The sequence below is a fragment of the Oribacterium sp. NK2B42 genome (assembly GCF_000424445.1).
Classification (GTDB): domain Bacteria; phylum Bacillota; class Clostridia; order Lachnospirales; family Lachnospiraceae; genus Oribacterium.
On sequence record NZ_AUJX01000045.1, the window covers coordinates 1 to 13,070 of the forward strand.

At 35.3% G+C, this 13,070-nt stretch carries 10 protein-coding genes, 1 tRNA gene and 1 rRNA gene; 5 read left to right on the plus strand and 7 right to left on the minus strand.

The features are described from left to right. The 7 genes from G625_RS0111430 to dnaA form a co-directional block, all read right to left on the minus strand. Window positions 1-172 (minus strand): 16S ribosomal RNA (locus G625_RS0111430); the annotation flags it as partial. Window positions 173-469: 297 nt separating this feature from the next. Beyond that, window positions 470-559 (minus strand) — tRNA-Ser (locus G625_RS0111435). A gap of 276 nt (window positions 560-835) precedes the next feature. Next, window positions 836-3,352, minus strand: a complete 2,517-nt coding sequence (gyrA, locus tag G625_RS0111440) for a DNA gyrase subunit A (protein WP_029201222.1) — start codon at window positions 3,350-3,352, stop codon at window positions 836-838. A 20-nt stretch (window positions 3,353-3,372) separates the two neighbouring features. Further along, window positions 3,373-5,292 carry a DNA topoisomerase (ATP-hydrolyzing) subunit B gene (gene gyrB, locus G625_RS0111445; protein WP_029201223.1) on the minus strand — a complete coding sequence of 640 codons (1,920 nt, stop codon included), beginning with the start codon at window positions 5,290-5,292 and terminating at the stop codon, window positions 3,373-3,375. Between the two features lie 93 nt (window positions 5,293-5,385). After that, window positions 5,386-6,492 carry a DNA replication/repair protein RecF gene (gene recF, locus G625_RS0111450; RefSeq protein WP_029201224.1) on the minus strand — a complete coding sequence of 369 codons (1,107 nt, stop codon included), beginning with the start codon at window positions 6,490-6,492 and terminating at the stop codon, window positions 5,386-5,388. A gap of 7 nt (window positions 6,493-6,499) precedes the next feature. Beyond that, entirely contained in the window at window positions 6,500-7,621 is a 1,122-nt protein-coding gene (gene dnaN / locus G625_RS0111455; RefSeq protein ID WP_029201225.1) for a DNA polymerase III subunit beta, read from the minus strand. Between the two features lie 161 nt (window positions 7,622-7,782). Next, window positions 7,783-9,159, minus strand: a complete 1,377-nt coding sequence (gene dnaA / locus G625_RS0111460; protein WP_029201226.1) for a chromosomal replication initiator protein DnaA — start codon at window positions 9,157-9,159, stop codon at window positions 7,783-7,785. A 404-nt stretch (window positions 9,160-9,563) separates the two neighbouring features. Between dnaA and rpmH the strand changes: the two genes are divergently transcribed. The 5 genes from rpmH (at window position 9,564) to jag (ending at window position 12,899) form a co-directional block, all read left to right on the plus strand. Next, window positions 9,564-9,707 carry a 50S ribosomal protein L34 gene (gene rpmH, locus G625_RS0111465; RefSeq protein WP_029201227.1) on the plus strand — a complete coding sequence of 48 codons (144 nt, stop codon included), beginning with the start codon at window positions 9,564-9,566 and terminating at the stop codon, window positions 9,705-9,707. Window positions 9,708-9,790: 83 nt separating this feature from the next. Next, window positions 9,791-10,126: a ribonuclease P protein component gene (rnpA, locus tag G625_RS0111470; RefSeq protein ID WP_029201228.1), complete on the plus strand. Its 336-nt coding sequence runs from the start codon at window positions 9,791-9,793 to the stop codon at window positions 10,124-10,126. Window positions 10,127-10,211: 85 nt separating this feature from the next. Further along, complete coding sequence (gene yidD / locus G625_RS21985; RefSeq protein WP_084152875.1) at window positions 10,212-10,424, plus strand: membrane protein insertion efficiency factor YidD; 213 nt, start codon at window positions 10,212-10,214, stop codon at window positions 10,422-10,424. A gap of 14 nt (window positions 10,425-10,438) precedes the next feature. Continuing rightward, window positions 10,439-11,773, plus strand: a complete 1,335-nt coding sequence (locus tag G625_RS0111475; RefSeq protein ID WP_049895868.1) for a YidC/Oxa1 family membrane protein insertase — start codon at window positions 10,439-10,441, stop codon at window positions 11,771-11,773. A gap of 76 nt (window positions 11,774-11,849) precedes the next feature. Further along, window positions 11,850-12,899, plus strand: a complete 1,050-nt coding sequence (jag, locus tag G625_RS19635; protein ID WP_044932488.1) for an RNA-binding cell elongation regulator Jag/EloR — start codon at window positions 11,850-11,852, stop codon at window positions 12,897-12,899. Window positions 12,900-13,070: the final 171 nt, after the last annotated feature.

A 13,070-nucleotide genomic window follows, 5' to 3' on the forward strand; every position in this document is an offset into this window, starting at 1 on the left:
TAGCAGTCTTTTCAGACTGTTATCCCCCTCTGTAAGGCAGGTTACCCACGCGTTACTCACCCGTCCGCCACTCGCTTGAGAATCACTAGGTTTCATCTCTCGCTCGTTCGACTTGCATGTGTTAGGCACGCCGCCAGCGTTCATCCTGAGCCAGGATCGAACTCTCATATTAAATACGAAAGAGATTTCTCTCTTTTAAGTTCTTCCCGTTCAGAACTAAAAGCTTGGCTTTATTTGTTCTGTCCGTTTTTCTTTACTGCGATTGTATTATTCGCTTTAGACCTTTTTGGTCGCGCTTCAGATCTTCAAAAGATCCTCCGCTTCTGAATCTTCTTTTTAGAATCTTCAGGGTCTGTGTATTAATCGATCTTTGATTTTCAAGGTTCAGTTGCGATTGCAACTCTCTTATAATATCAAAATTATAATTGTTTGTCAAACGCTTTTTTAACTTTTTTTAAAAAAGTTAAAACGGAGCAGGAGGGATTTGAACCCTCGCGCCGGTTTTATCCGACCTACACCCTTAGCAGGGGCGCCTCTTCGGCCTCTTGAGTACTACTCCACTTTGAATTATAGAATTAAATCTATTATTCTTCAAACGTCCCTACCAAGGTTTTGTTTAAGGATCGTTTATATCACCCTTTTTTAAGGTGCCTTAGTATCTTAACAATAAAACAATTGTCTGTCAACTAGTCTTTATACTATTTTATTTACTTAATTCCTGCAAATCTAAATTATGAACAAATTAATGACATGGATCTTTATAGATCCATGTCATTTAAGATACACATTTCAGTTTACTTATTATTTTTTAATGCTTTATAAAGTATAGATCACTTTACTCCTGATTATCATCAGATTCTTCATTTATCTGCTCTTCTTCTCTTCTTAAATCAGCCTCGGTTGTTGATTCTCTGACCTTGGCAATTGAAGCTATAACAACATTTGAAGCAGGATCTATGTTCATGAATTTAACACCTGAAGTATTTCTTCCGATATCTTTAGCATCCTTTAAAGACATTCTTATTATAACACCTTCATTTGTTATCAACATTATCTCTCTTGATTTATCAGTCAGCTTAAATCCTACAAGATTTCCGGTTTTTTCCGTTATCTTGTAGCATCTTAATCCTTTACCGCCTCTCTTCTGAAGCTTAAATTCATCGGTACTGGTAAGTTTTCCCATACCCTTTTCGGATACGACAAGAACAAAGTCTCCCTGACTGATTTTCTGCATACCTACAACCACATCATCATCTGTTAATGTAATTCCACGTACACCATAAGAACTGCGTCCTGTTATACGAACATCTCTTTCGTTAAATCGTATAGCCATTCCGTACTTTGTTCCGATCATGATATCTTCATCTTTATCGATGAGCTTCGCTTCTATAAGCTGATCATCATCTCTTAGTGAAATTGCTATCAAACCTGATTTTCTTATGTTCGTATACTCTGAGATTGGAGTTTTCTTTACAGTTCCGTTCTTTGTTGCCAAGAGAAGGTACTGATCTGATTCTGCATAATCATCATCAATTGCAAATGATGCAGTCACATATTCATCAGGAGCCAGCTGTAAAAGATTTACCATGGCTGTTCCTCTTGATGTTCTTGATGCCTCGGGGATCTTGTATGCCTTTATTCTGAAGCAGCGACCGGTATTTGTGAAGAACATAATATAATGCTTATTTGTTGTCATAAATAAATCTTCTATTATGTCGTCATTTATGGTCTGCATGCCCTTAATGCCTTTTCCGCCACGATTTTGCTGCTTAAAGTTTTCGGGAGACATACGTTTAATGTATCCTAATCTAGTGGCAGCGATGACTGTATCATCATCCGGAATCAGATCTTCATCATCCAATGAATCATCAAAACCGAATTTTGTCATTCTTTCATTTCCGTACTTGTCGGCAATGACATTAATTTCTTCTCTTATAACTCCGAGCATTTTTTTAGGATCATTCAATAATTCATTAAAATATGCGATCTTTTTCTGAAGATCATCATATTCTTCCTTAAGCTTTCCTCTTTCAAGTCCTGTTAATGCTCTTAATCGCATATCAACGATTGCCTGGGCCTGCACATCATCAAAACCAAACTTTGCAGAAATATTAAGTTTTGCTTCTTCTGTATTGGCAGCCGCTCTGATGGTATGCACAATTTCATCGATATGATCAACAGCCTTTAAAAGTGCTTCTAAAATATGTGCTCTTTCCTGAGCTTTATTCAGATCATATCTGGTTCTTCTGGTGAAAACATTTACCTGATGCTTGAGATATTCCTCTAATATCTCCATGAGATTAAGAGTTTTTGGCTCACCATTAACGATGCACAGCATAATTACACCAAATGTTGTCTGAAGCTGTGTATGTTTATACAGCTGATTCAGAACTACATTCGGATTTGCATCTTTACGTAATTCTATATTTATCTTTGCAGTAGAGCCTTTACCTGATGCATCATTTATGTATGTGATACCGTCAATCTTTTTATCTTTTACAAGCTCAGCTATATTTTCGATAACTCTTGAACGATAAACAAGATAAGGCAGTTCTTTAACAACTATGCGATGTTTACCGTTCTGCATAGCCTCAATTTCACATACGGCACGGATCTTTATCTTACCTCTTCCGGTTCTGTATGCTTCTTCTATACCTTTTCTTCCGAGTATCAGTCCTCCTGTGGGAAAATCCGGACCCGGAATTACTTTCATGATATCTTCAATGGTTGTTTCTTTATCATTTATTCTGTTATCGATGATAAGGTCAACAGCATTTATAACTTCCTTAAGGTTATGAGGAGGTATATTTGTAGCCATTCCAACTGCAATACCTGTTGCACCGTTAACTATAAGATTTGGGAATTTTGCAGGAAGAACAGTCGGTTCATCATACTCATTTGAGAAGTTAGGCATAAAATCAACAGTATCCTTGTTTATTCCTGCCAGCATTTCTCCCGCAAGTTTTGACATTTTTGCCTCAGTATATCTCATTGCGGCAGGTGAATCACCGTCATCTGAGCCAAAGTTACCCTGCTTATCCACCAAAACATGACGCATTGACCATGCCTGACCCATATATACCAGGGCACCGTAAATAGATGAATCTCCATGGGGATGATATTTACCCATACATTCACCTACTATGGTCGCACATTTTTTTGTTTTTTTATCCGGTGTTACTCCCAATGTCTGCAAAGAATACAATACTCTTCTTTGAACAGGCTTAAGTCCGTCTCTTACGTCAGGGATAGCTCTTGATACAATTACACTCATGGCGTAATCAATGTAAGAGTTTTCCATGGTTTTTTTGAGATCTACATCCTGGACCTTATCAAAAACATTTGGCTCCAAAATCTTTTCCTCCAATTATGTTAAACATCAAGATTTGTTACATATTTTGCATTTTCTTCGATGAATTCACGTCTGGGCTCTACCTGGTCACCCATCAAAGTAGTAAATGTAACGTCAAGATCGGCCTTATCATCGTCAACCATATTGACCCTCAGTAAGGTTCTGGTTTCCGGATCCATGGTGGTTTCTGCCAGCTCTTCCGTATCCATTTCTCCAAGACCCTTGAATCTGGATACATCAGCTCCTTCAGCTCCGATCTGCTTTAATACTTCCTGATATTCTTCATCAGAATAACAATAATAGTGTTTCTTATTTTTAGTTATGTTAAATAATGGCGGCTGTGCCAGGTAAACATGACCCTGCTTTATAAGCTCAGGCATAAAGTTGTATATGAATGTTAACATCAATGTTGCTATATGAGCACCATCAACATCGGCATCAGTCATTATGATGATCTTGTTATATCTAAGCTTAGAAATATCAAAATCTTCTTTAATGCCTGTGCCAAAGGCTGTTATCATTCCCTTTATTTCTTCATTGGCGTAGATTTTGTCCAATCTTGCCTTCTGAACATTCAGTACTTTTCCTCTGAGTGGAAGAACTGCCTGTGTATTAACATTTCTTCCGTCCTTAGCAGGTCCTAATGCCGAATCTCCCTCAACAATGAATATTTCACATTCATTAGGATCCTTTGAATTACAATCCACAAGTTTTCCCGGAAGTCCCACTCCATCCAGGGCAGATTTTCTTCTTGTAAGATCTCTTGCTCTTCTTGCTGCAGCACGGGCTCTCTGGGCTAAAACTGATTTTTCGCAAATAGCCTTTGCTACACCGGGATTCTGCTCAAGAAAATATGTCAATTGTTCGCTGACAATACCTTGAACCGCTGTCTGGGCTTCTGAGTTTCCCAGCTTCTGTTTTGTCTGACCTTCAAACTGTGGATCACCTATTTTTACGGAAATAACAGTTGTTAATCCTTCTCTTATATCATCACCGCTTAAGTTTGGTTCAGAATCCTTAAGAAGCTTATTTTCTCTGGCATAGTCATTTAATGTCTTTGTCAGCGCATTTTTAAAACCTGTCAGGTGTGAACCACCTTCAGGAGTATTTATGTTATTTACAAATGTGTAGGTATTTTCGGAGTAAGAATCATTGTGCTGCATCGCAACCTCAACAAACACACCATCTCTTTCACCTTCACAATAAATAACATCGGAATATAACGGCTCTTTACCTTTGTTAAGATATCCCACAAATTCTTTTATTCCACCTTCATAGTGGAAAGACTTTTCATGAATTTCTTCGTCTCTTACATCACGAAGAGTAATTCTGAGAGCCTTTGTCAAAAATGCTGTTTCACGTAATCTTACTTTTAATGTTTCGTAATCATATATTGTTTCTTCAAAAATTTCAGGATCCGGAAGGAAATGTACTTCTGTGCCATGCTTTTCAGGATCGCATTCACCTATTACGGTCATATCCTGAATAACCTTTCCTCTTTCAAATTTCATGTTATAAATCTTACCGTTTTTAAAAACCGAAACTTCCAGTTTCTTTGAAAGAGCATTAACTACGGAGGCACCTACTCCATGAAGACCTCCTGATACTTTATATCCGGATCCTCCGAATTTTCCTCCTGCATGAAGAACTGTAAATACAACTTCAAGTGCCGGTTTTCCTGCTTTTTTCTGGATATCAACAGGTATACCTCTTCCGTCATCGGTAACTGTAATGGAATTATCCTTGTTTATAGTTACCAGAATACTGCTGCAAAATCCGGCAAGAGCTTCATCAACAGAGTTATCAACAATTTCATACACCAAATGATGAAGACCTCTTATGGAAGTAGATCCTATATACATTCCGGGTCTTTTTCTTACGGCTTCCAGACCTTCCAGAATTTGAATCTGATTCGCATTATAATCAGCAGAACCCTTCATAAGCTCTTCTTCTTTTAACAGATCATCATTTTTTTCAATTGCCATTTATTTTTCCCCATATTCAATGTGTATCATTTTAGATTACTTTGTAATCTAAGATAATATTTTTGACTTATCATTTATTTTTGTAACTGTTCCTTTAACCACATGAAACAGCTCATCAATATGAAAACGATTATTGATAAAATCATCAAGTCCGGTGCAGGTAATGATATTTTGTGTCTCACTTAACAGATCCAGAAGATAATTTTGCCTTTTTGAATCAAGCTCTGAAAGTACATCATCCAGTAAAAGAATTGGATCATCATCAATTCTTTTTCTCACCAGCTCAATTTCACTAAGCTTTAAGGCTAATGCTGCCGTACGTTGCTGTCCCTGAGAACCGAATTTTCTTATGTCCTTGCCATCTATCAAAAAAATAAGATCATCTCTGTGTGGTCCGACTAAGGTTATATGCTGTCTGATCTCAGATTCTCTCATACGGGATAATGTATTCTGAAAATCCTGAGAACCTACATTCGCATCATAAACTATTTCCAGTTTTTCAATACCACCTGTTAAATGATGATGTATGTCAATTATTATTTCTTTAAGCTCTTCAATAAAAATATTTCTTATCTCGATTATTTTAGTCCCATACTTTATCAGCTCCAAATCCCAGACAGATAAGGTATCAAGTAGTGAAGGCTTTATAACAATATCTTTTAACAGTTTGTTTCTCTGATCCAAAACTCTGTTGTATCTTGTTAAATTGTAAAGATATATTTTATCCAACTGACATAATTCAAGATCCATGAATCTTCGTCTTACAGCGGGGCCATCCTTTATCAACCCTAAATCTTCGGGACTGAAGCTGACGATATTGGCTATACCAAAAAGTTCTGACGCTTTTCTTATGGGAGTCTCATCTATCGCAATACCCTTTGATTTATTTTTTTTAAGGTGCATATCTATCCTGTAAGGAACATCATGTTTCCTTACTTCCATTTTGATATGCGCTTCATCATTGCCAAACTGTATAAGATCCTTATCCTTTGCAATCCGATAGGATTTTGAAGTTGAAGCTAAAAAAATCGATTCAAGAACATTAGTTTTTCCCTGAGCATTATCCCCATAAAAAATATTGGTTCCCGGGCTCAAACTCACCTTTAAGGATTCATAATTCCTGAAATTTTTTAATTCTAATGAATCTATTATCATTTAAAAATTACACTGCATCTGAATTAAAGTTTACAGGTAAGATCATATAATTATAGGATTTACTGTCATCTCTGATAAAACACGGTGAACGTGGAATGGACATATAGATTGAAATTTCCTCGTCCTCAATATTCTTGAGTGCATCTACCAGAAATTTAGGATTGAATCCTATCATCAGGTCATTACCAATCTTTTTTATAGCAACTTCTGCATCCATTGTTCCGAGATCTGTTGTAATCTTTAATCCCATAACATTATCTTCGATCTTAAGAACAAGTGGCTGCTTGTCATTATCTCTGACAAATATCGTAGATCTCTCAAGACAATCCAGGAGATTTTTACGATTTACCATGATTTTTGTTTCGTAATCTTCTGAAAGCATCTGTGCTACGTGGAAATATTCTCCATCTATCAGTCTTGTTACAACCAGTGTGTTATTAAACTCGAACATGATATGATTTTTTGAAAAATACATGATCACTTCGTCATAAATTCCACCGTTCAGAACCTTCACAAGTTCATTTAATGCTTTTCCCGGAACGATTGCTTTTGCGGAATCATAAGAATTGTTCAGTTTAACCTGTCTTATGGAAATTCTGTGACCGTCAAGTGAAGTTACAGTCAGGTTATCATCCTGGATTTCAAATAATTCACCAGTCATTTTCTTATTGCTGTCATTCATGGCAATAGAAAAGATAGTCTGTGAGATAATCTGCTTAAGTGTAAATTGTGAAAGTGATAAAGACTGGGTTTTATCAATCTTAGGTAATGCAGTAAACTCGTTTCCATCACGTCCCGCAATTTTGAATACAGAATTTTCACAGGTAATTACTGTATTATTTCTTAAATCTGTTTCTATAGTTACCTCTACGTCCTGGGCTTCCGGTAATCTTCTGATGATTTCTGAAAAGATCTTTGATTCCAATGCAACTTTACCGGGCTCTACGATACTTCCTTCACAAACAGTTTCAATACCAAATTCAGTATCATTTCCAACAAGCTGTATCTTTCCGTTGGATGCATCAAGAAGGATACATTCCAATATAGACATTGTGGTTTTTGATGGAACAGCTTTTGATACTATATTTATAGCATTCGTAAGATCACTTTTCTTAAACTGTAATTTCATAAAGCAGCCTTTCCTTTAATTAATTAGTTATTTTAATTCTTAGTAGTACTAATAGGGGATGTGGAAATGTGAAAAAGTCAGTTAAATGGCTCTGTCACTTGAAAAATCCACTTTAATAACTATGTTGATATCAATTTTATAAAGTGTTTATAAAATATATGTTATGGAGATATCTTCTTTTTCAAAGTTTCAATTGTGGATTTCAATTGTTCATTTGTGCGTAATTCTGTGGATATCTTATCTATTCCGTGCATTATAGTAGTATGATCCCTGCCGCCCAGATACTCACCTATATTCTTTAAAGGTGCATCTGTCATCGTCCTGCAGAGGTACATGGCAATCTGTCTCGGAAATACAATCTCTTTATTCTTCTTTTGTGAAGCAATTTCAATATTTGTTATTCCAAAATGTTCAGCAACAGTAGTAATGATAAACTCAGGTGTGATTTCCTTTGGTCCGTCAGGAGTTATATGATCCTTTAACAAATCCTCCGCAAGGGATAAATCTATAGACTGTCCTTTGAGTCTTGACATAGCTACTATTTTTGTAAGAGCACCTTCGAGCTCTCTGATATTGGACTTAATATTGGTTGCTATGTACTTTATTATTTCATTATCTATATTTACATGCATCAATTCTTCTTTTTTACGAAGAATGGCCATACGTGTCTCAAAGTCAGGCATCTGTATATCTACTATGAGTCCAACCTCAAATCTGGATCTCAATCTGTCTTCAAGATTATCAATATCCTTAGGAGGTTTATCAGATGCTATTACTATCTGCTTTTTATTTTCATATAAAGTATTGAATGTATGGAAAAACTCCTCCTGAGTTCCCTCTTTTCCGATGATAAACTGAATATCATCTATCAAAAGTACATCCAACTCTCTGTATTTATTTCTGAAATCAGCCGGAGACATATTATTTTTATTTCTTATTGAATCTACAAATTCATTAATAAATGTCTCAGATGTAACATATCGTATCTTTGCAGCAGGATTATTCTTCAATATAAAGTGGGCAATGGAATGCATCAAGTGAGTTTTACCGAGACCGGCTCCTCCATATATGTACAGAGGGTTATATATTTCTCCCGGTGACTCTGCTACGGCCAGTGATGCAGCGTGAGCCAGATTATTACTTGATCCAACAACAAAAGTATCGAATGTATATTCTGTATTAAGATTTGCCTCTTTCAGAGTTTCTTCTAATATAATAGAAGGATCTTTTTTATCATTGATAGCTATCTGTAATTTCTTTACATACTCTCTGGCTTCACTCTCTATTAAGAAGAGAACATTAACAGAAATATTTGTTTTTTCCTCAATTGCTACCTTTAAAAAGAGAGAATACTTTTTATCAAGAATCTTTTTATATCCTTCTTCAGGTACGATTATCAGAAGCTCTCTGTTAATAAAATCAAATAATCTCAAAGGTTTTAACCATGTGTCAAATGATACCTGCAAAATATCATGTTCTTCCTTCATGTATTTCAGAATATCATCCCAATTCTTTCGAATTAATTCAAAATCACTCATATGAGGATCTCCTTAATAGATAAAATCACAAAAAAATTATATCAAAGTGTGGATAATATTTCAATCTAAGATGTGGATAAGTAATTATGTGGAGATCTTTTTCCACATTCTATTCTTTTAAATCACAAGTTATATTTAGGTTTTTTATTAACAATATATACACTTATCCACATAGATATACACATTTTGTTGATAACTTTTTGTACTGTGGAAATGTGGGTAAATTTGTTGATAAAGCTGGGTAAAAAAATATTGACGAAAAATAGGTATTTCCTTATAATATACAAACGATGTTTACCCTAGATCTGAAGGTACTTCAGGACTAAGGGCTATTAAGGGGTCCTACATTGAAAATTAAATTATCAATGGAGTCCTGAAAGTTTATCAGAAAAGGAGGTGTCAGTATGCATAAGGGAAAGATGACATTACAGCCTAAGACAAGACAGAGAGCCAAGGTTCATGGATTTAGAGCTAGAATGGCTACAGCAGGCGGAAGAAAGGTACTGGCTGCCAGAAGAGCAAAAGGTAGAGCAGCATTAACAGTATAATAATTTATTTGAATTATGATTGAGACCGCTATTTATTGGCGGTCTTTTTTCATGTGATATTTGTGTACGTGGGGGTTTGAAAAATGAAACGTTTTCCTTCTATTAAAAAGAATAAGGATTTTCAGACTGCCTACAAAAACGGTACTTCTCATGCAACCGGTGCTCTTGTTATGTATATTATTGAAAATGGTCTTGATCATAACAGAATAGGTATTTCCTGTTCAAAAAAGATTGGTAATTCAGTAGTAAGACATACATTTGCCAGAAAGATGAGAGAAATCTTCAGATTAAATGACAATAAAGTAAAAAAGGGTTTAGACATCGTTATAGTAATTCGTTTTAAAGCAAACTTTTGCGATTACAATCAGCTTGAATCGCAATATTTAAATTTGTTGAATAGGCATCATATCTTGGTATAAACGATATTAATCGTATTTTAGGGTTTTGAAGTGAGCTGACTTATATTACTTGGATTGAAGTTTTTTATTATTTTCGGAGTTATATATGTTATCAAAAGTAATGATTTGTTTAATCAGGTGTTATCAAAAAGGTATTTCACCATATATAGGTGCTCACTGTAAGTATACTCCTACTTGTTCTCAATACGCCGTTGAGGCAATTCAAAAGTATGGTTGTATTTATGGTAGTTGTTTGGCCATTTGGCGTATTTTACGCTGTAATCCATGGTCAAAAGGCGGTTATGATCCTGTTCCTTAACCGGAGGTAAATCCTTGGATAGTTTTTACTTAGTATTATTAACTAAAAATACATCAAGTCTTCCGATAATTGGTAGTATTTGGAATGTTATAGTTGAGATTCTCGGAATGATCATGAATGTGATCTATAATACTCTCGAGAGCTTAGGTATCGGAAATATCGGACTTTCAATCATTATATTTACAATTGTAATGAGAATAATTCTTTTCCCCACCAGCTTCCGTCAGCAGAAGTCTTCACGTATGATGCAGCTGATGCAGCCGGAAATGAAGGCAATCCAGGAAAAGTATAAAAATAAAACTGATAATGCATCTATGATGGCACAGCAGGCTGAAATGAAGGCACTTTATGAAAAGTACGGTACATCTATGACCGGTGGATGCCTTCCTCTTTTACTTCAGATGCCGGTAATATTTGCACTTTATCGTATCATTATGAACATACCTGCCTATGTTCCTTCTGTTTACAAAATTTATGCCAATGTATTGAACACAATAGGCGGTGATTCTGCAGCTCAGAAGCTTGTAGAATTCGGTAATAATAATAATCTTACTGCCATTCTTAAACAGTTACATAATCTTGGTGTTGATGATGGTGCTGCTTATACTTCTGACCAGATATCAAATTTAATTGTTGATTTCCTCTATAAACTGAACCCTGCTCAATGGGATAGTCTTGCAAAAGTATTTCCTGATGCATCTAAGGTTATTGAGTCTGCCTCGATTGATGCTGAAAGGATTAATAACTTTTTGGGAATTAATCTTTCCACAGCTCCGAGTTCAATGGGGTTCGTACCTAATGTTTACTGGATTATTCCTATTTTAGCAGGTGTATTCCAGTATTTAAGTACAAAGCTTATGTCAAGTTCAAATCAGGCTTTGGCTGATGGAAATGATCAGTCTGCACAGATGATGAAGAGTATGAATTTAACCATGCCTCTTATGTCAGTATGGTTCTGTTTCTCCTTTGCTTCCGGTATCGGTCTTTACTGGTGTGCATCTTCGGGTGTTATGATCATTCAGCAGTTACTTTTAAATAATTATTTCAGTAAGATTTCTGATAAAGAAATGATTGAGAAGCAGGTAGCAGCTGCAAATGCTAAACGTGCAAAAAAGGGACTTACTCCGATTGATGAAAAATCCGTCGAAAACCGTATTTTAGCTGCTAAAGACAAAGCTGAAACTACAGAAAATAATCGTTTGGAAGTTATAGCAAAGCAGAATTTTAAAACTAAAGAATCTACTGATTATTATAACAAGAATGCAAAGCCGGGATCATTGGCATCTAAAGCTAATATGGTTCAGTTATATAATGAGAAGAACGATAAAAGTGATAAGAAGAACAATTAATAATGAGGGATAGTTTGAAAAATACTTTTCATAACTATTTGTGCCGCCAGACAAAAGCGATGGAATGGAGATTATTATGAATAACAGTATAAGAGTTTCAGCTAAAACTAAAGATGAAGCTATAACAAAAGCCCTGATACAGCTTGGAATTACTTCTGACAGATTAAACTACAATGTAGTTGTTGAAGGTAAAGCCGGTCTGTTTGGAATAGGAGCAAAACCCTGGATCATAGAGGCTTCTGTAAAAGAAACTAATGCTGAAGATGATTTAGTTAATATTGAGAAGGATATCGATAAAATCAAATCCAATTCTTCAGTATCCGATACAAAATCTGATAAGAAGGATTCAGTCAATAAAACAGAATCAGTTGTTTCAAATAAAACTGTGGATGCAAAAACTGAGAGTTCTGAATCCGGCAAAAAAGAAAGGTCTTTCAGATCTGACAGAGATAAAAAGTCACGCAGACATGATAAAAGAGAAAATGCAAATGTGTCTGTGGATTCAGATTCCGCTGTTGAGACTAAAAAGCAGCATGAGATAAAGCCTATTACAGAGGAAGAAGCTAATGCAGCCATAAAAGATGCAGAGTCATTTATCGTAAGTGTATTAAATGGAATGAATATGGATGTTAATCCAAAATCACACTTTAATCATGAGATTAATGAATTGCTTATCAATCTTGAAGGTTCAGATATGGGAGTACTGATTGGTAAGAGAGGACAGACACTTGATTCTCTTCAGTATTTAACTTCTCTGGTTGTTAATAAAAATCATAAGGAAGACTATATTCGTATCAAGCTTGATACTGAGGATTACAGATCAAGAAGAGAGGCTACTTTACGTAATCTTGCAAAGAATATTGCTTATAAGGTAAGAAGAAATCACAAAGCTGTTTCTCTTGAGCCTATGAATCCTTATGAAAGACGTATTATTCATAGTGCATTACAGAATGATCGATTTGTTACTACAAAGTCAGAAGGTGAGGAACCTTTCAGACATGTAATCATTTATATGAAAAAGAGAGACAGGAAGAACTATTCAAGAGATAACTCTTATTATAAGAAGGAATCAAAAACAGAGATCAACAACGAGAATGTTGGAAATGAAAATGTTGAGAATGCTTAATTCCACATTTACATATTGAATCTTTGGAATTTTGTGGATAACCCTTAGCGATTAATTCGTTAAGGGTTATTTTTTTACTATAGATATAGATTAAAACTTGAAAATAACATATTCTACCATTAGAATTATTGAAGTTTTGAATGTGGATAGATTATTTTTTTAAAGCAGATA